Annotated in this window: 18 protein-coding genes; 11 read left to right on the top strand and 7 right to left on the bottom strand. The window is 57.0% G+C overall.

Annotated elements, in window-relative coordinates:
- The coding region (locus BFP70_RS20350; protein ID WP_255356699.1) for a GTP-binding protein at positions 1–157 on the bottom strand (157 nt) is incomplete at its 3' end.
- Positions 158–302: 145 nt separating this feature from the next.
- Between BFP70_RS20350 and BFP70_RS12540 the strand changes: the two genes are divergently transcribed.
- Together BFP70_RS12540 and BFP70_RS12535 are read left to right on the top strand one after the other, a co-directional pair.
- Complete coding sequence (locus tag BFP70_RS12540; RefSeq protein ID WP_066012006.1) at positions 303–1,679, top strand: cytochrome P450; 1,377 nt, start codon at positions 303–305, stop codon at positions 1,677–1,679.
- Positions 1,680–1,826: 147 nt separating this feature from the next.
- Positions 1,827–2,651 (top strand): tellurite resistance TerB family protein, encoded by an 825-nt coding sequence (locus BFP70_RS12535; RefSeq protein ID WP_066012005.1) that lies wholly within the window; start codon positions 1,827–1,829, stop codon positions 2,649–2,651.
- A 55-nt stretch (positions 2,652–2,706) separates the two neighbouring features.
- On the opposite strand, the gene parC is transcribed toward BFP70_RS12535, so the two are convergent.
- On the bottom strand, positions 2,707–4,971 hold the full coding sequence (parC, locus tag BFP70_RS12530) for a DNA topoisomerase IV subunit A (protein ID WP_066012004.1): 2,265 nt from the start codon (positions 4,969–4,971) through the stop codon (positions 2,707–2,709).
- Between the two features lie 161 nt (positions 4,972–5,132).
- Between parC and BFP70_RS12525 the strand changes: the two genes are divergently transcribed.
- From BFP70_RS12525 to BFP70_RS12500, 6 genes are all read left to right on the top strand, one after another.
- Complete coding sequence (locus BFP70_RS12525; protein ID WP_066012003.1) at positions 5,133–5,651, top strand: SH3 domain-containing protein; 519 nt, start codon at positions 5,133–5,135, stop codon at positions 5,649–5,651.
- Between the two features lie 70 nt (positions 5,652–5,721).
- Positions 5,722–6,561 (top strand): SDR family NAD(P)-dependent oxidoreductase, encoded by an 840-nt coding sequence (locus BFP70_RS12520; RefSeq protein ID WP_066012002.1) that lies wholly within the window; start codon positions 5,722–5,724, stop codon positions 6,559–6,561.
- A gap of 180 nt (positions 6,562–6,741) precedes the next feature.
- Positions 6,742–6,945 (top strand): twin transmembrane helix small protein, encoded by a 204-nt coding sequence (locus BFP70_RS12515; protein WP_066012001.1) that lies wholly within the window; start codon positions 6,742–6,744, stop codon positions 6,943–6,945.
- A 9-nt stretch (positions 6,946–6,954) separates the two neighbouring features.
- Positions 6,955–7,527, top strand: a complete 573-nt coding sequence (locus BFP70_RS12510) for a cob(I)yrinic acid a,c-diamide adenosyltransferase (RefSeq protein ID WP_066012000.1) — start codon at positions 6,955–6,957, stop codon at positions 7,525–7,527.
- A 166-nt stretch (positions 7,528–7,693) separates the two neighbouring features.
- Complete coding sequence (locus tag BFP70_RS12505; protein ID WP_066011999.1) at positions 7,694–8,452, top strand: electron transfer flavoprotein subunit beta/FixA family protein; 759 nt, start codon at positions 7,694–7,696, stop codon at positions 8,450–8,452.
- On the top strand, positions 8,452–9,375 hold the full coding sequence (locus BFP70_RS12500; RefSeq protein ID WP_066011998.1) for an electron transfer flavoprotein subunit alpha/FixB family protein: 924 nt from the start codon (positions 8,452–8,454) through the stop codon (positions 9,373–9,375). Before BFP70_RS12505 ends, BFP70_RS12500 begins: the two co-directional genes overlap by 1 nt.
- Before the next feature lie 24 nt (positions 9,376–9,399).
- On the opposite strand, the gene BFP70_RS21075 is transcribed toward BFP70_RS12500, so the two are convergent.
- The 3 genes from BFP70_RS21075 to BFP70_RS12490 all read right to left on the bottom strand — a co-directional run bounded on the left by BFP70_RS21075 (position 9,400) and on the right by BFP70_RS12490 (position 11,728).
- Positions 9,400–9,549, bottom strand: a complete 150-nt coding sequence (locus BFP70_RS21075; protein ID WP_176715562.1) for a hypothetical protein — start codon at positions 9,547–9,549, stop codon at positions 9,400–9,402.
- A 173-nt stretch (positions 9,550–9,722) separates the two neighbouring features.
- Positions 9,723–11,378 carry a chaperonin GroEL gene (gene groL / locus BFP70_RS12495; RefSeq protein ID WP_066011997.1) on the bottom strand — a complete coding sequence of 552 codons (1,656 nt, stop codon included), beginning with the start codon at positions 11,376–11,378 and terminating at the stop codon, positions 9,723–9,725.
- Between the two features lie 62 nt (positions 11,379–11,440).
- Positions 11,441–11,728 (bottom strand): co-chaperone GroES, encoded by a 288-nt coding sequence (locus BFP70_RS12490; protein ID WP_066011996.1) that lies wholly within the window; start codon positions 11,726–11,728, stop codon positions 11,441–11,443.
- Positions 11,729–12,032: 304 nt separating this feature from the next.
- Here BFP70_RS12490 and BFP70_RS12485 point away from each other — a divergent pair, with 304 nt between their 5' ends.
- The 3 genes from BFP70_RS12485 to BFP70_RS12475 all read left to right on the top strand — a co-directional run bounded on the left by BFP70_RS12485 (position 12,033) and on the right by BFP70_RS12475 (position 15,822).
- Positions 12,033–13,058, top strand: a complete 1,026-nt coding sequence (locus BFP70_RS12485) for a TraB/GumN family protein (RefSeq protein WP_066011995.1) — start codon at positions 12,033–12,035, stop codon at positions 13,056–13,058.
- Between the two features lie 158 nt (positions 13,059–13,216).
- Complete coding sequence (locus tag BFP70_RS12480; protein ID WP_066011994.1) at positions 13,217–14,137, top strand: manganese-dependent inorganic pyrophosphatase; 921 nt, start codon at positions 13,217–13,219, stop codon at positions 14,135–14,137.
- 200 nt (positions 14,138–14,337) lie between these two features.
- Positions 14,338–15,822 carry a phosphatidylserine/phosphatidylglycerophosphate/cardiolipin synthase family protein gene (locus BFP70_RS12475; RefSeq protein WP_176715561.1) on the top strand — a complete coding sequence of 495 codons (1,485 nt, stop codon included), beginning with the start codon at positions 14,338–14,340 and terminating at the stop codon, positions 15,820–15,822.
- Here BFP70_RS12475 and rnr read toward each other — a convergent pair.
- Entirely contained in the window at positions 15,814–18,075 is a 2,262-nt protein-coding gene (rnr, locus tag BFP70_RS12470) for a ribonuclease R (RefSeq protein WP_066011992.1), read from the bottom strand. The two genes, BFP70_RS12475 and rnr, sit on opposite strands and share 9 nt — an antisense overlap.
- Before the next feature lie 54 nt (positions 18,076–18,129).
- On the bottom strand, positions 18,130–19,404 hold the full coding sequence (gene guaD / locus BFP70_RS12465; protein ID WP_066011991.1) for a guanine deaminase: 1,275 nt from the start codon (positions 19,402–19,404) through the stop codon (positions 18,130–18,132).
- Positions 19,405–19,499 lie beyond the last annotated feature (95 nt).

Raw genomic sequence — 19,499 nt, 5'->3', positions numbered from 1 at the left:
CTTTCTCTTCTGGCGCGCCATCAATCTGGTCATATGCCTTGAAGTCACCAAAATATTTGGTGATCGCTGCCGTCAGCGTGGTTTTACCGTGGTCAACGTGGCCGATCGTGCCGATGTTGACGTGCGGCTTGTTACGTTCAAACTTTGCCTTTGCCATCTCGCGGGACGCCTCTAATTTTGGGGGGCCAACGCACGGCCCGAGTCAATATCGCGGGCTAGATATTTCTCCCATCAGAAAAAATCAAGCCCACATCGTATTTTCGCGGTTCGCGAATGTGCATTCCGCGCGTTAGGCTTGCAACATGAAACACCTTGCTGCAAGCCCCATCGCACATGATCCCAATCAGCCTGTGAAAGTTCCCTTAGCCCGGCACCCGCTGGGGATATTGGGATCGCTTCGCGCCGGGCGTCGCAATGTGCTGGAACTGATCCCGCAGATGGCCACACAGGCCCCCGTCATTTCAGGCCGTACCGGGGCGCGATGGCACATGCTGATGGACCCCGACGCGCTGCGCCATGTGCTGAAAACCCGGGTCGAGGATTATCCGAAGTCGCTTGTGACCAAATTGATCCTTGGTCCCGCCGTGGGCAAGGGCCTGTTTGTTACAGAGGGTGCGCCGTGGCGATGGCAGCGCCGTGCCGCAGCGCCCGTCTTTGCTACCCGCAACATAGAGGGGCTCGCGCCGATCATGCAGATGGCCGCACAGGCCACATCAGACCGGATTGCCGCGCGCAAGGGGGAAACGATCGACCTGTTTGACGAAATGGTGGCCACGACGTTTCAGGTTATTTCGCAAGTGACATTTTCCACAGATGACGGACTGGATCGCCGCGCCCTGCACCGCGCCATCGACACCTATATCGCACAAACGGCCAAGATATCATTGTTCGATTTGCTGGGTGTGCCCGGCTTTATCCCCCGGCCCGAACGCCTGCTGACACGCGATGTCGTCAAACCGCTCAAGGCGCATTCCGACGCCGCGATTGCCCGCAGAATTCGCACGCGCCACGCACAGGCCAGTGATCTTTTGGATCTGTTGATTGACGCCAAGGACCCCCAAACAGGCCAGACATTGAACAGCGACCAGCTGCGCGACAATCTGCTGACCTTTATCGTGGCCGGTCATGAAACCTCTGCCCTGACGCTGGCATGGGCGCTTTATCTGTGCGCGTTTGACCCGCAGATTCAGGCCGCCGCGCATGACGAAGCCGTTGCTGCTTTAGGAGACAGCGTGGCGACGGTTGCAGACCTGCCGAAAATGCCCCTGATCGAACACATCATCCTTGAGACATTGCGCCTTTACCCCCCGGCTGCTTTCCTGTCACGCAGCGCCCGCACTGCGGATGAAATTCTGGGCCGCGAAATCCGCCCTCGTGATACCATTATGCTGCCGATTTACGCTTTGCACCGCCATCAGGCGCTTTGGGAGGCTCCCGACATGTTTCGCCCCCAGCGCTTTGCCGCCCCGCACCATGACCGCTTTGCGTTTCTGCCCTTTGGCGCCGGGCCACGCATCTGCATCGGCGCGGGTTTCGCAATGCAAGAAGTTGCGCTGATCCTTGCCACCCTATTGGCCAGACATCGGTTTATCGCCGATCCAGACCGCCACCCCAAACCTGAGCTGATCTTGACCCTGCGCCCCAAGGGCGGCGTCTGGCTGAAAATCGACGCATGGTAGGCGTTTCTTTGCCCAAACAAGCAGCATCGCGTGAATCCGGGCACATCCTTGGGAACTTCACCAAGGTTTCACGGATTTACGTCCTGACGTATAACGAAAGACGCGCTAAGCTATAGATTAAACGCGCTAAACCCCGAGGAGGAACGCATGTCGTTTATGGGAACGCTGGCAAAGGTCGCTATGGGAATTGCCATCGCGAAAGGGGCATCTAGCCTTGCCAAAGGCGCTAAAGGCTCTGGCGGTGGGCTTTTAGGGCGTCAATCATCTGGCGGGCTGACGGACATGGTTGGGGATCTTCTAGGGGGCAAGAAGAATGCCGTGAACCAGCGCAGCGGAGGTCTAGGGGATTTGCTGGAATCCGTGGGCAGCAGTAATAAGGTGCGCACGCGGTCGCAGACCAATGGCGGGCTCAGCGGTGTCTTGGGGCAATTGTCGCGCGATATGGGCGGGGCCAAAGGTGGCCTGGGTGCATTGCTTGCGGGTCTGGGCGCGACTGGCGCGGCCAAATCTTTGGGCGGCACACCGGCCCAACGCGCCACGTCCGAACGGTCCTTCGGGGAAGAGCTGAACGCAGCATTTTCAAACCATGGTGAACCGGCCAAGCCACCAAACCCCACACAAAACCTTGCTGCGGCGATTTTGCTCAAGGCGATGATCCAGGCAGCCAAGGCCGACGGCAAGATCGATGCGAAAGAACAAGCGACATTGATGGACCATCTGGGCAATGCCACAGCCGAAGAAGTCGCCTTTGTGGAGCAAGAGTTGGCCGCGCCCGTCGATGTAGAGGGCTTGGCCAAAGCCATTCCCCCGGGATTAGAGGCGCAGGCCTATACCGTGTCGGTCATGGCGATTGATCTGGACGATCAGGCAGAGGCTGATTATCTGCATGCCCTGGCACAAGCGCTTGGCATGGACCAACAATCGGTCAATCACATTCATGAAAAGCTGGGCGTTGTATCGCTATATGCCTAAACGATTTTTCGTCGAGTGAGCTTAAAAAAGGCGGCCTTTGCGGCCGCCTTTTGCATTAGTTGAACTTGTTGTCTTGCGGGAAGCCGCGTGGTGCCATCCGGCCCGCTGTAGCCCGTTTGGTCCGCCACTCTGCCAGATCTTCGCGCGACACAGTGCGGGTGCGGCCCGCGGGATCTTTCCACATCAGCCCATTATCCAATACGAAGCTGCGCGCATCTGACAACCCGCCATCTTTGTATTTCTGCAAACGAACGCCTTTGCCCTTGGACATCTCTGGCAGCTCATCAATACCAAATATCAACAGCTTGCGGTTTTCGCCCACAACCGCGATCGCGTCACCATTGATCTTATGGCATACAGCCGTGCGGACCGGCGCGCGCACATTCAGCAATTGCTTACCTGATTTGGTCTGGGCGATCATTTCTTCGCCCGGGCACAAGAACCCATCCCCTGCGGTCGACGCCAGCAGGTATTTCTCCCCTCCTTTGGGCAGAAGAACATGGGTGATTTCCACCTCATTAGGAATATCGACCATCAGGCGCACCGGCTCGCCCATACCGCGCCCGCCGGGCAGGTTGGCCCCCAAAATCGTATAGGCACGGCCATTTGCACCCAGCATCACGATCCGGTCCGTTGTTTCCGCATGGATCACAAAGCCCGGACCATCGCCGTCCTTGAACTTGACCTCGGCATCCAGGGCATTGTGTCCTTTCATTGCACGAACCCAGCCCATTTTCGACAAGATGACGGTGATCGGTTCGCGTTCGATCATCGCCTCAATCGGGACATCCTCCACTTCGCCGGCCTCAGCAAAGCCCGTGCGCCGCGCCCCACCCGGGGCGGCCTTGCCAAATTTCTTGCGAATATCGCGCAATTCACCCGACAATTTTTTCCACTGCAATGGCTCGCTCTCCAACAGCTCTGTCAGATCCGCGCGTTCGGCCATCAGGGTTTCGCGCTCTTGCCGCAGCTCCATCTCTTCAAGGCGGCGCAAGCTGCGCAACCGCATATTCAAGATCGCTTCGGCCTGCGTTTCACTTAGGAAAAACGCATCACCATCTGTTACAGCCCAGTTTTCCGTCATCAGCGCGGGCTTGGGCTCATCCTCGGTTCGGATGATCTCAATGACCCGATCAAGGTTCAGATAGGCGATGATATAGCCGTTCAGCACCTCAAGCCGATGCGCGATTTTATCCAGACGGTGCTGGCTGCGACGGCACAGAACCTCACGGCGATGGTCCAAAAACGCCCGCAAAACCTCTTTGAGCGAGCAGACCTTCGGCACCCGGCCGTCGATCAGCACGTTCATATTCATCGAAAACCGAACCTCAAGATCCGAGCTTTTGAACAACATGCCCATTAGCATCTCAGGCTCAACGGATTTCGACTTGGGCTCCAGAACGATGCGAATATCCTCGGCGGATTCATCACGCACATCGGCCAGGGCCGGGACTTTTTTGGTTTGAATCACCTCTGCCAGACGCTCAATCAGCTTGGATTTCTGCACCTGATACGGAATTTCCGTTACCACAATCTGCCACAGTCCACGGCCCAGATCTTCGCGCTCCCACCGGGCGCGCAAACGGAATGCACCGCGCCCTGTCCGATAGGCACTAAGGATATTATCCTTTGGCTCCACGATGATACCGCCTGTCGGGAAATCCGGACCCGGCACCATTTCCACCAGCGCATCATCGTCAATACTGGGCTTTTTGATCATCGCAAGGCAGGCGTCGACCAGCTCATCCAAATTATGCGGCGGGATATTCGTCGCCATACCCACGGCAATACCGCTGGAGCCATTTGCCAACAGATTGGGAAAAGCGGCGGGCAGCACCACCGGCTCTTCCAATGTGCCGTCATAATTGGGGCGGTAATCCACTGCGTTTTCGGCCAGCCCTTCCAGCAAGCTTTCAGACGGGGCGGCCATACGCGCTTCGGTATAGCGTGATGCCGCAGGATTATCGCCATCAATATTGCCAAAATTCCCCTGACCATTGACCAACGGATAGCGCATGGCGAAATCCTGCGCCAAACGCGCCATAGCGTCATAGATCGCCATATCCCCATGCGGGTGATAATTGCCCATCACATCGCCAGAGATTTTCGCAGATTTGCGGAACCCTCCGGTGGAGGTCAGCCGCAGCTCTCGCATGGCATATAGGATTCGCCGGTGAACCGGCTTCAGCCCATCACGCGCATCGGGCAAAGCACGGTGCATGATCGTAGACAGGGCATATGTAAGATATCGCTCACCGATCGCGCGGCTTAACGGCTCGGTCGAAAGGGAGGTCGGATTGTCGTTTTCATGCTCGCTCATACAGATTGGAATAAAGCGCGCCGCCCGCCCGGTCCAGATGGATTTTTTTGTATTCACGAAACCATAACGAAGGTTGACGCGTTGGTGAGAAAGAGGCAGATCAAAAGTAGGTTATTTACTTGTTGATTTTTGCGCGCCTTTTTTAAATCTGAGGATTTCGGATGCTGAAACTTGTCGTCACCACGTCTGCGGTATTGTTTGTCACTATGGTCATTGCCGGGCGCGATATGTCGCCCGAAGAATTGGCCAGCTTTCAGGCAGATGCCGCGACGCCAAGCGCGCCTCAAGTTTCGCAATCCGCAACCGTTGCACAGCCATTGCTGACGGCAAAGGCGATTACCGCGGCCCAAAGCGATCCGGTTGCCCTGCCCGTCTCGGCTGAAAAGGCCGCGATCACGCGCATCACCGCGCGCGCCACTGTTGGCCCCAAACTAATCATTTCACCCGAACATAGAATCGCGCAACCCACCAAGCTGGACGGTGGCACGTTGTGGCAAGTGTCTGCCAATGGGCTAAATGTGCGCTCCGGTCCCGGCACGTCAAACGGACGCGTTGACCGCCTTTCGCGCGGCGATGATGTGTTGCTGGTGGCCGAAAATGGCGGCTGGGCCAAGATCCGTATCGAAGGCGACGGCACCGAGGGCTGGGTGGCCAAACGCTTCTTGACGCCGGTTCGCTAACCGCGCTTGCCCCGGCCGCGCCCCTGGCCTATCCCCGATCTCAGGATACAGTGGCGATACAGGGGCATTTATGACCAAAACGATTTTGATCACGGGATGCTCCTCGGGCATCGGCTATGATGCAGCGCATGGGCTGCAAAAGGCTGGTTGGACGGTGTTTGCCACCTGTCGCAACCCCGCCGATTGCGCCCGGTTACAGGGGGAAGGACTGATCAGTTTCGTCCTGGATATGGCTGATCCCGCCTCTATTGAAACCGGCTTCAACGAGGCGCTTAGTCGCGCAAATGGCCGTTTGGATGCGCTGTATAATAATGCCGCTTTTGCCTGCCCCGGCGCGGTGGAGGATCTCCCGACCGAGGCGCTTAGGGCTGTGCTGGAAACCAATCTGATCGGTTTACATGATCTGACACGCCGCGCCATCGCGCATATGCGCGGCCAGGGAACCAATGGTGCAGGCCATATTTTACAATGCTCCTCGGTCTTGGGCATCGTCCCCGCACCATGGCGCGGCGCCTATGTCGCATCGAAATACGCACTGGAGGGGCTGACGGATGTCCTGCGCGTTGAAATGCGTGACACCGGCATTCATATCGTTTTGATCGAACCTGGGCCAATCACCTCGAAAATCCGCGCCAATTCAGTGCCACCATTTGAACGCTGGATCAATTGGCAGGCTTCGCCACGCCGGGCGCAATATGAAAACAGCCTGATAAAACGGCTTTATGCGCCAAAAAACGGGCTGGATCCGTTTGAACTCCCAGCCTCTGCGGTAACAAAACAGATCCTGCGCGCGCTGCACTCCCCCACGCCCAAACCGCGTTATTACGTCACCACATTGACCCATCTTATGGGTGCGGCGCGCCGGATTTTGCCCTCACGCGCGCTGGATTGGCTCTGCGCCAAAGGCTGACACCCACACCGAAGGGCCGCAGGCCCGACCGCCGCGCAGGGGGTTCGATGCCCCCTGCGCGGCGCTTTCGCATAGCGTAACGGCCCGCACATTACGACAAAGCCGCCAAAATCACAAAAATCGCTTCGCCCCGCGCCGCGCCCCGGCTATGTCTACTGACAGGGAGCGAGGGGACATATCATGCGCAACGATCCACTTTTTTATGTGGTCGCCGCCGCCAGTTTTGCGGTGCTTATCATTTTGGTCATCGGTATCGGCGGTTTTGCCAAGGGTGGCACATTCAACAAACGCCACGCGAATAAGCTGATGCGGCTGCGGATCGCGGCACAGGCGGTTGCCATCGTGCTAATCCTGCTATTTGTCTGGCTCAGGACAGCTGGTTAAGGAGGCGACATGGTCGTTCTGAACAAAATCTACACACGCACCGGGGACGGCGGAGATACCGCGCTGTCGGACGGGACCCGCGTGCCCAAAAATGCCTTAAGGGTCGAGGCATATGGCACCGTGGATGAGCTGAACGCGACATTGGGCATGGCGCGGTTGCACGCCGATGGCACCCTGTTCGATCAGATCACGCGCATCCAAAACGACCTGTTCGATCTGGGCGCGGATTTAGCCAAGCCCGATATCGACAAAGATCACGAGGCCGGTTACCCGGTGCTGCGCATGATTGAACCGCAAACCCGCCGGTTGGAGGATGAAATCGACGCGATGACCGCACAGGTCGATCCGTTGCGCAGCTTCATCCTGCCCGGTGGCCGCGCATTGGCTGCGCATTTGCACCTGGCACGCACGGTGGCACGGCGCGCAGAACGCCATGCGGTCGCGCTACAGGCTGCAGAACAAATTAACCCTTGGGCCGTCAAATACTTAAACCGCGTGTCGGATTGGCTGTTTGCCGCAAGCCGGATCGCAAATGACCTAGGGACATCTGATGTGCTTTGGGTTCCGGGCGCCAATCGTTAAGGCGCAAAAAATCATCGCAGGGCGCGATTCAACCGTCAAACGTGACGTTGTAAGACCAAGGTGGGTCGATTTTGCCCTGTCCTTTGCAGCTGCGGCATTGTAACAAAATTGCCGAGAGCACGAATTCTGGGTCATTTGAGGCCCGAAATTAAGGGAGAACACGCTGATGAAGGTACTCGTCCCCGTCAAGCGCGTGATCGATTACAACGTGAAAGTCCGCGTCAAGGCGGATGGCTCCGGTGTCGATCTTGCCAATGTCAAAATGTCGATGAACCCATTCGACGAAATCGCTGTAGAAGAAGCGATCCGTCTGAAGGAAAAAGGCGCGGCGTCAGAGATCGTCGTTGTGTCGATCGGCGTCAAACAAGCGCAGGATGTGCTGCGCACCGCCCTTGCGATGGGTGCAGACCGCGCGATTCTTGTGGTTGCCGCTGAGGATATCCATCAGGATATTGAGCCGCTGGCCGTTGCGAAAATCCTTGCTAAAATTGCCGAAGAAGAACAGCCTGGCATGATCTTGGCCGGAAAGCAGGCCATTGATAACGATATGAACGCAACCGGCCAGATGCTTTCTGCATTGCTGGGCTGGTCGCAAGCGACCTTCGCCTCGGCGGTTGAGGTGATGGGCGATGAGGCCCAGGTCACCCGTGAAGTTGACGGTGGTTTGCAAACGATCAAGGTCAAGCTGCCCGCGATTGTCACCGCAGATCTGCGCTTGAATGAACCACGTTACGCGTCGCTGCCCAACATCATGAAGGCAAAGAAAAAGCCTTTGGACAGCAAGACCGCCGAAGATTACGGCGTCGATGTCACGCCGCGCCTGTCGGTCGTGAAAACGGCAGAGCCCGAAGGCCGTTCGGCCGGGATCAAGGTCGCATCGGTTGATGAGCTGGTCGCGAAACTCAAAGAAGCGGGGGCCGTATAATGTCTGTTCTTCTGATTGCTGAAGTCTCGGGTGCGACCGTCGCACTGGACGCCACCGCAAAGGCGCTGACTGCCGCCAAAGCGATTGGCGATGTCACCGTTCTGGTGGCCGGTGTGGGCGTGGATGCCGCGCCTGTGGCCGCGCTTGACGGCGTTGCCAAGGTCATCAATGTAGATGATGAAACCTATGCGCATGGGTTGGCAGAGCCGCTGGCCGCGCTGATCGTCTCGGTTGCGACCGGGTTCACCCATATCGTGGCCCCATCGACCGCCAGCGCCAAGAACGTGCTGCCGCGCGTTGCAGCCCTTCTGGATGTGATGGTGTTGTCTGATGTCACCGCCGTGGTGGATGCCGACACGTTCGAACGCCCTATCTATGCGGGTAACGCAGTGCAAACCGTCAAGTCAGCAGATGCGACCAAGGTTTTGACCGTGCGCACCGCATCTTTTGATGCCGCCCAGGCAGGCGGCGCAGCCCCGATTGAGGCAGGCGCAGCCGCTGCTGATACGGCGCTGTCTTCATGGGTCGAAGACCGTGTGGCAGAATCGGATCGCCCCGAACTGACCTCGGCAAAGATCGTTGTGTCGGGCGGGCGTGGCGTTGGATCCGAAGAAGATTTCGCGATCATCGAAAAATTGGCAGACACATTGGGTGCGGCTGTTGGCGCATCGCGTGCCGCCGTCGATTCCGGCTTTGCACCCAATGATTGGCAGGTGGGCCAAACCGGTAAGGTCGTGGCACCTGATCTGTATATCGCCTGCGGTATCTCTGGCGCGATCCAGCACTTGGCCGGGATGAAGGACTCCAAGGTCATTGTCGCGATCAATAAGGACGAAGAAGCACCGATCTTCCAGATCGCGGATTTCGGGCTGGTTGCCGATCTGTTCGATGCCGTGCCAGAACTGACTGAAAAACTGTCGTAAGACTATCTTGGACGCGGTCACCGATCAGGGGCCGCGTTCAGCACCTGCGCCGGACCGAATGCGACAGCGCTGAGCCAGCCGCCCCAGATCGCGGATCAACAGCAGCCTCCGCCCCCTCACCCGCATATTCATCTCATGCACCGCCTTTGCCACCGCCAAGGCGGGTTTTCGCATGGCCTGCCCCTAAATACGGCAATGGGGGCTGTGCCGCTGCAGCACATCATACAAATGAAAAAGCCTGCCACGCAAACGCATGACAGGCCCTATCTTCAGCCCCGTGATGGATCGGGCGACAGATCAACCAACGCCCGAGGTCACGAAGCCTCCCGGAAGGTGGGAGCGGATGATTACATCATGCCGCCCATGCCACCCATTCCGCCCATGCCGCCCATGTCAGGTGCGCCACCGGCTGCGCCTTCTTTGGCAGGCTTTTCAGCAACCATTGCTTCGGTGGTTACCAGCAGACCTGCGATCGAGGCCGCATCTTCCAACGCGGTGCGGGTCACTTTGGCAGGGTCGATCACGCCGAATTTGAACATGTCGCCATATTCTTCGGTTTGTGCGTTGAAGCCAAAGTTCAGGTCATCCGACTCGCGGATTTTGCCTGCAACCACAGCACCGTCCACACCGGCGTTGTCAGCGATCTGACGCAGCGGTGCTTCCAATGCGCGGCGAACGATGGCGATACCTGCGTTCTGGTCGGAATTCTCACCGGTTACATCGGCAAGGATCTTCGCGGCCTGAACCAGCGCAACACCACCACCCACAACGATGCCCTCTTGGACAGCAGCGCGGGTTGCGTTCAGCGCGTCATCGACACGGTCTTTACGCTCTTTCACTTCGACTTCGGTCATGCCGCCAACGCGGATAACTGCGACGCCGCCTGCGAGTTTCGCAACACGCTCTTGCAGCTTCTCACGGTCGTAATCCGAAGTGGTTTCTTCGATTTGCGTGCGGATCTGCGAAACGCGTGCTTCGATTTCCGCTTTGTCGCCAGCGCCGTCCACGATGGTGGTCGCGTCTTTAGTGATGGTGACTTTTTTCGCGGTGCCCAGCATATCCATGCCGACGTTTTCCAGCTTCATGCCCAGATCTTCCGAGATGACCTGACCGCCGGTAAGGATCGCGATGTCTTGCAGCATGGCTTTGCGGCGATCGCCGAAGCCCGGTGCTTTGACTGCTGCGATTTTCAGACCGCCGCGCAGCTTGTTGACCACCAAGGTCGCCAGCGCTTCGCCTTCAACATCTTCTGCAATGATCAGCAGCGGCTTTTGCGACTGAATCACCTGCTCCAACAAAGGAACCATCGGCTGAAGCGACGACAGTTTCTTTTCGTGCAGCAAAATCAGGCAGTCTTCCAGATCTGCGATCATCTTGTCTGGGTTGGTCACGAAGTAGGGCGACAGGTAGCCGCGGTCGAACTGCATGCCTTCGACGACCTCAACTTCGGTCTCCATGCCTTTGTTTTCTTCGACGGTGATCACACCTTCGTTGCCAACTTTTTGCATTGCGTCAGCAATCTGCTTACCAATCGACGCTTCACCGTTGGCGGAGATCGTGCCGACCTGAGCAACTTCGGAGGAATCATTGACCGGGCGCGATGCGGCTTTGATCGCTTCGACGACCTTGAGGGTCGCGATGTCGATGCCACGCTTCAGGTCCATCGGGTTCATGCCAGCGGCAACCGATTTCATGCCTTCACGAACGATGGCCTGTGCCAGCACTGTTGCGGTGGTGGTGCCGTCGCCTGCTTCGTCATTGGTGCGCGAAGCAACTTCTTTCACCATCTGCGCGCCCATGTTTTCGAACTTGTCTTCCAGTTCGATCTCTTTGGCGACAGAAACACCGTCTTTGGTGATGCGCGGTGCGCCGAACGATTTGTCCAGAACAACGTTACGGCCTTTCGGGCCCAACGTCACTTTAACTGCATCTGCGAGGATATTCACACCTTTAAGCATGCGATTGCGTGCGTCGGTGCCGAATTTTACGTCCTTGGCTGCCATGTTGTTGGCTCCTTGACTTGATATTTATTAAGACGATCGAGGCAGTCGTAGGCGCGTGGCGCTTACGACAAAATGCCCATGATGTCGGATTCTTTCATGATCAGGTACTCCACGCCTTCCAGCGTGATTTCTGTACCGGACCATTTCCCGAACAGGATGCGGTCGCCTGCGCTGACCGACGGTGCGATCAGTTCGCCCGAGTCTTTGCGCGCGCCTTCGCCAACCGAAACGATCTCGCCTTCAGCAGGTTTTTCTTTTGCGCTATCGGGGATGATCAGACCACCTTTGGTCTTTTCTTCGCTTTCGACGCGCTTAACCAGCACGCGGTCATGCAGCGGTTTGAATGCCATTTGGGTCACCTTCAGATATCAGGTTTGAATTTCTTTAGCACTCAGTAATGGCGAGTGCTAACGATTGGGGAGTTAGTCATCGGCCCCTAGGTCTGTCAAGGATCGTGTTGGAAAAAATTTCGCCAAATACATCTGCACAGTGTGGATTTGAAATGCCCCTGGCCCTGCGACACAGAATTGTCGTGCTGATCGCATAAGTATTACGCAATGATCCGCGGAAATTTGCCGATCATGGCGCGAAACTATTCCATAGTGGAAAACGTTGTGCAACGCTGCCACGAACACGATCCAAGGAGGAACTTTCATGATCCGTCTTTTGGTTATCGTCAGTCTTTGGCTGGGCGGCATGACCGCCGTATCGGCCAAGTGCAACGGTTCCAACCTGTTTGACGCAATGCCTGTCGGCCAGCAAGAACGCATCAAAGCACGCGCGAATGTCGTGCCATATGCACAGGGTATTTTGTGGCAGGCCAAACGTGGCGACGAATTCCTGACTATTCTGGGCACCAACCATGTGCCCGATGCGCGCCAAGCCAATGTTGTTACCGCGCTGAAACCCTATCTGGACCGGGCAAAGACCCTTTTGGTGGAAGCTGCCCCGAAAGAGGAAAAGGCATTGGCCGCCGCCATGCAGTCGGACCCGTCATTGATGTTTATGGCCGATGGTTCGATCCCCGATATGCTGAATGAAGAGGAATGGCAGGCGCTGCGCAAGCTGGGCGAAGATCGCGGTTTGCCAAGTGCGCTTTTGGCGAAAATGCAGCCTGCTTTTGTCGCCGCCAACCTCTCGATCCCGGTATGCGCCGTAACGCAGATGCAGGCCGGGGCCAGCGGTGTCGATAAAAAAGTGATCAAATTGGCGCAGGCCCGCGATCTGGCGATTCGCTCGTTAGAGCCATACGACACGATCTTCAAAATCTTCGGACAAATCCCGCAAGAAGATGAAATTGACATGTTAAAAGGCGCGATCGCCTATGCAGAAGTGTCCGAAGATGGCACAGCGACCATGGCCGATCTGTATGCTCGCGGCGATATTCAGTTGATCTGGGAATTCAACCGCCAGCAATCGCTTGATTTGGGTGAAGACCCCGAGAAGGTGGATCACCAGATGGAACTGGGCCGCGAGGTAATGATCAACAAACGCAATCATGACTGGATTGCCACAATTGATGCCGCCGCGAGGGAGGGGCCGGTTGTCGTGGCCGCGGGTGCGCTGCACCTGCCCGGTAAAGACGGTGTTCTGAACCTGCTGCGCGAAGATGGCTGGCAGATCTCGGCGCTTAAGATACCTGGGCTGGACCCGTCACATACATATGCGCAAGCGCGCTGAATTCATGTTCCAAGGCAGCCAGATTGGCTGCCTTTTTCGTTACACGCAGACCCCATTTAGGCACGACCTTTCTACAGGTGCGATCTGTGCGCCGCCGCGTGACAAAGCCCGGCTATCACGCTAAGACCATTTGAAAATATTTCCTACTCGAGGCACGCATGACCACGAAAGTTTTCGGCCACAAGGCCCCTGATACCGATTCCACCGGCTCTCCGATCATCTGGGCATGGTATTTGAACACCGTAAAAGGCGTCCCCGCACAGCCCGTTTTGTTGGGCGAACCCAACACCGAAGCTGCGTTTATTTTGACCCATTTCGGCTTGGACAAGCCTGAGATCATCACAGATATCGCCGAAGGTGAACAGGTTGTTATCGTTGACACCAATAACCCTGCCGAGCTGCCAAAGGGCATCCATGGCGCTGATATCACAGCCATTATCGACCACCACAAACTGGTCGGCGGCCTGGAAACCAAAGGCCCGATCGACATTACCATCCGTCCATTGGCCTGCACCGCCACGATCATGCATGACCTGATCGGTGACGATCTGAAAGACGCACCAGACGGGATCAAAGGTGCGATGTTGGCCTGTATTTTGTCCGACACGCTGGAATTCCGCTCCCCCACGACCACAGATCATGACCGCGCTGTATGCAACGCGCTGGCCAAGGACCTGGGCATCGATATCGCGGATCTTGCCACCAAGATGTTTGAAGCGAAATCCGATGTCTCTGCCTTTACCGAGACAGAGCTGCTGCGGATGGATTCCAAGGAATACAAGGTCGGCACGACCGGTCTGCGGGTCTCGGTTTTGGAAACCACAGCGCCAAAAATGGTGCTGGATCGCAAAGAGGCGCTGATGGCGGCCATGCCCGGCGTCGCCAACGAAGACGGCGCGAATGAGGTTTTGCTGTTTGTTATCGATATTTTAAACGAAGAAGCCACGCTTTTGGTCCCCAATGACACAGTCAAAACCATTGCCGAGGCGTCATTCGGCTGCAACGTGACCGGCGACACCGTGGTGCTGCCCGGTATCATGAGCCGGAAAAAACAGATCATCCCAAATTTAAAAGCCTAAACTGGCCTTTAGCAGGGGGCGTGCACGCCCCCTGCCACATTCTGCCACTGCGTGCTTTCTCTTTCGGCGTGTCGGGCTAGATCTGTCTCAGACCACCCGTCACAGCCCGAGAGTTCCCCATGCTTTATGCATTATTTATCGTCCTAATTGTAGCATGGGCGCTGGCCTTTTGGTGCACGCGCTTGCCCCGACATCCGCAGATGGACAAGACACGCGCCGCCGCCCCCCGCGATGACACCGCCGCAGCCCGCCTTTGGCCTGACATCACCACAAGCGGCCTGACCCCATTGCCCGACGGGTTGGATGCGTTCGGCGCCCGGCTGAAGCTGATCGAAATGGCACAGGACCGGATTGATGCGCAATATTATTTGTGGCGCGCGGACAGCTGCGGCGATTTGATGTTCCACGCGATTGTTGAGGCCGCAAAACGGGGCGTAAAGGTCCGGCTGCTATTCGACGATAACGCCACCCAAGTGTTAGAACAGCGCATCGCTTGGGCAGACAGCCATCCCAATATTGAAATTCGGCTGTTCAATCCTTTCGCGATGCGGTGGTGTCGACCGCTTAGCTATCTGATGCATTTCACCCGGCTCAATCGCCGTATGCACAATAAGGCGCTGGTGATTGATGGCCGCGCCGCCGTCCTGGGCGGGCGCAACATTGGCAATGAATATTACAATAACCTGTCGAAAATTGGTCTGTTCATGGATTTCGACGTGCTGGTTGCCGGCAGCGGTGCCCAGGCTGCGCAGGAAGAGTTTGAAAGCTACTGGAACAGTGAACCGGCATGGCCGGCGCGTGCGCTGTTGTCGCCCAAACTTTATGAAGCCTGTGAAAAGGGTCAGGAAGAATGCCGGGCCGTTCTGGAACATAGTGACACCAAGACATTTGCGAAACTGCTGAAAAACAGCCCGGTTTTGGCCGATCTGGGCAGTGGTCAGATAAGTTTGCGCCAAGCCAAGGTCAGCGTATTATATGATCCGCCTAATAAGGTTTTGGGCCGGGCAAAACGCCGCAAACTTCTGTTCCCCAGCCTGCATATGGCGATGGGCAACCCGAAAGAGCGGTTCGACATCATCTCCCCTTATTTCGTTCCCGGACGCCGTGGTCGCAATCAGCTGATCCGGCTTGCCAAAGATGGGGTGAAGATACGCGTTTTGACCAACTCACTGGCGTCATCTGATCAACCAATCGTGCACACTGGATATGTTGGACACCGGCGCAAGCTGCTAAAGGCCGGCGCCGAGCTTTATGAATTTGTGAATGACCAAAAGGTGAAATTCCGCCGTGGGCTGATTGGTCGGCGCAGGCGCGGGACATCGCCTTTTGCACGGAACAAATTGCATGCCAAGATTCTATCCGTAGATATGCAGACCGTGTTCATCGGCACCTTCAACTTTGACCCCAGATCATTATTTTTGAACACTGAAATGGGCGTTGTGATTGAGGATAAGCAATGGGCAGAAGATCTGCACAGCAGCTTTCAAAAGGTTATCCCCTCCGCAGCATGGCGGCTGTCAATCGACAATCAGCGCATCCATTGGCACAGCCCCGCCCAGGATGCACCGGCGCAAAACAGCACACGCGATCACGATGAGGTCTGGACGCATGAGCCCTATACCAGCTGGTGGCAAAGGGCCGTTGTAATCATGGGGGGCTGGCTGCCAATTGAATGGCTACTTTGATCGGCGGCGCTGAACCGTGCGGGTTTTTGCCTTGGCTTTGGCCTTGTAGGCACCGATCTTACGCGGTCCGCCCTTGCCACGGCCTTTACCGCGCCCGCCTTGGGAAATTGCCTTTCCGTCCAGCTCCAGCAGATCCAACATCAGCCCACCCGTAACCGGCGTGGCTTCGGCCAAGCGCACCAACACGCGCTGGCCAACCCCAATTTGCACCCTGCTTTCAGAGCCGATCAACATCTGCGCGTCGCCGTCGAAATGGAAATATTCCCGCCCGACCGAACGGATCGGAATCAACCCGTCGGCGCCGGTCTCATCCAGCCGAACGAACAGCCCGAACTTTTGCACACCCGACACGCGACCACGGAATTCATTGCCAACGCGTTCGGACAAATAGGCCGCAAGATAGCGATCTGTCGTATCGCGCTCTGCCACCATCGAACGTCGCTCGGTGTCAGAGATCTGTTTGGCGGTCTCCTCCAGGTTTTCGATATCCCAATCACTTAGCCCGTCATCGCCCCAGCGGTGGCCCGAAATCAGCGCGCGATGCACGATCAGGTCAGAATACCGCCGAATGGGCGAGGTAAAATGCGCATACGACCGCAACGCCAAGCCGAAATGCCCGAAGTTTTTAGGGAAATAATAGGCCTGCGTCATCGTCCGCAGGGTCGAGATATTGATCAATTCATTGAATTCCGACCCTACAGCCTGTTCCAACAGGTGGTTCAGATGCGATGTTCTCAGCACTTGCCCCTTGGCCAAGGTAAAACCCGAGGCAACTGCGACCTCCCGCAGGTTTTCCAGCTTATCCTGACTGGGTTCTTCGTGCACACGATACAGCAGCGGGCGTTTCAGCCGCTCCAATTCCTCTGCTGCGGCCACATTCGCCAAAACCATGAATTCTTCGATCAGCTTATGCGCGTCCAGCCGGTCTTTGAATTGGATCGAGGCCACTTTGCCATCATCGGATAAAACGATTTTGCGCTCTGGCAGGTCCAGCTCCAGCGGCTGGCGTATCACACGCGCGCGGCTTAATGCGGCAAACGCATCATAGCAGGGGGCGATAACGTCATCCATCAACGGTTCACATTGCGCATCTGGCGCACCGTCCTGGGCGGCCTGCACCTGTTCATAGCTTAGCGATGCGGCCGAGCGGATCAACGCACGCGAGAAACGGTGATTGATCTTATTACCATCGGCGTCGATTTTCATCCGCACAGCAATCACTGCACGGGTGACACCTTCGTGCAAAGAGCACAGATCGCCAGACAAGACATCGGGCAGCATCGGCACAACCCGGTCCGGGAAATAGGACGAGTTTCCGCGCTTACGCGCTTCGCGGTCCAATTGGGATCCGGGCGTGACGTAATGCGCCACATCGGCAATCGCCACCCAGATCAACATCCCGTCTTCATTGTCGGGATCATCATCATATTCCACCAAACAGGCATCATCGTGATCGCGCGCATCTGCGGGATCAATCGTGATGAAGGGCATATGGGTCAAATCTTCGCGCCCGGTCAGGTCGGCAGGCTGCGCAGCATCGGCTTCTGCGACCACCGCGTCTGGAAAATCATCAGGTATATCATGCTGATGGATCGCAATCAGCGATACTGCCCTGGGGGCAGAAGGATCCCCCAAACGGGCGATCACGCGTGCCTGAGGCAGGCCCATCCGGCCTTTGGGGCCGGTCTGCTCTGCCTCGACCAATTCACCGTCGCGGGCATCATCCGTTGCGGCGGCCGGCACCCGCCATTCCTTATCCGAGCTTTTCTTATCGATCGGCATGATCCGCCCGCCTTCGGCGGTTTTGCGGAAAATTCCGACGATGGCGTGACGTGCCACCCCGATCTTACGGATCGGTCGCGCCTCATAATCATATTGCGCATCCGGTGTCGGGGCAACGCGCGCCAAAATTCGATCGCCTGCGCCCAGCGCATCGGCCGGTTTGGAAATCACCAAAATCAGCGGCTCGGCTGTGTCACCATCCCACTCCACAGGCCGCGCCCAAAGATCGCCCAGACTGTCAGCGCGCAGCACTTCCAATACCGATACCGGCGGCAATGTGCTGCGGTCACGGAAGCTGCGGCGTCGTTTTTCTATGACGCCTTCGTCTTGCATCGCGCGCAGGATTTTTTTCAGCTCGATCTTGGCGGCGCCTTTGACGTCAAACGCCTTGGCAATATCGCGCTTGGACGAAGCACCGGGATGATCGGCAAGCCAATCGAGGATTTGTTCACGGGAAGGGATTTGGGTCATGACTTTGCCTATCACGCGCCAACGGCGGCGTCATCGAAGAAAATGCGCACGGACCTACCGCGGACAGCCATTGATCCACACCTGATGGATTGCGCGGTCATCGCCCATCATGATGGTTGCGAACAAAAGCTCCCAAAAATCCGTCACCTGTGCGGCGCGCTGTGCAATCGCAGGGGTGGAATGCAGATCGACAATCACCAGATCAGCTTCTTGGCCCACGCTTAGATTTCCGATCTTATCTTCGACGCGCAAGCTGCGCGCCGCCCCTTGGGTGGCCAGCCACCACAGTGCACTGGGATGAATCGGTGCGCCCCGCAATTGACTGATTTCATAAGCCGCAGCCATTGTGCGCAACATTGAGAAACTAGAACCACCTCCCGTATCTGTCGCCAAACCAACTCGCATCCGGGTTGCCAACGCTGCCATATCAAACAGGCCTGAGCCAATAAACATATTCGATGTTGGGCAATGCGCGACACCTGCGTCCAGCTCGGTCAGCCGATCAATTTCACGCGGCTCCAGATGGATCGCATGGCCATACAGGCCGCGTGCGCCCAGCAGGCCGAAGGCTTCATAGGTATCCAGGTAATCGCGGGCCTGTGGAAACAGGCTTTTGACCCAGGCGATTTCATCGGTCTGCTCGCTAAGATGCGTTTGCATCAGGCAGTCAGGATATTCTGCCCATAATGTGCCCAGCGCCATCAGTTGCTCGGGCGTGGAGGTCGGCGAAAAGCGCGGGGTGATCACATAAGACGCGCGCCCATGCCCATGCCACCGGGTCAACAGGCGCTGGCTGTCATCATAGGCAGATTGCGCAGTGTCACGCAGTCCTTCTGGCGCATTTCGATCCATACACGTTTTCCCCCCAAACACGCGCATGCCGCGCTCTTGCGCCGCGTTGAAAAATGCATCCACGCTTTCGGGATGGATGGTGCAAAAGCTGCACATAGATGTCGTGCCGTGTTCTAACGCAAGATCCAGATACCTGCCCGCGACCGCATCCGCATAGGCCGCATCGCCAAAGCGTGTCTCTTCCGGGAATGTATAGGTATTAAGCCAATCAATCAGCCGCTTGCCCCAGCTGGCTATGATAGCGGTTTGCGGATAATGCACATGGGCATCCACGAACCCTGCGGAAATCAACCGATCTCCATAATCGTGGCGCACCGCCTGTGGATAACGAGGCACGATTACGTCCGCCTCGCCCAGATCGACGATCTTACCCTGATCGACGACCACGGCACCACGGCGCAAATACTGTGCGGCCGCTGGCCCTTCAACGAATGGGTTCGCATCAAACCGGATCAACTGCCCCGTCAAAACTTTCATGCGATGTCCTTTGCGCCCGCGTGCTTTGTGCTGTGTGCTGTGGTGCCATCAGTATCGGCGCAGATGGCGTGATCGCAAGCCTGTTTCCCATGCAC

Origin of the sequence: Thioclava sp. SK-1 (genome assembly GCF_001705665.1) — a bacterium.
Taxonomy (GTDB): Bacteria; Pseudomonadota; Alphaproteobacteria; order Rhodobacterales; family Rhodobacteraceae; genus Thioclava.
Note: the sequence above shows the minus strand (reverse complement) of the source record. Positions and strands in the feature narration are given on the sequence as shown.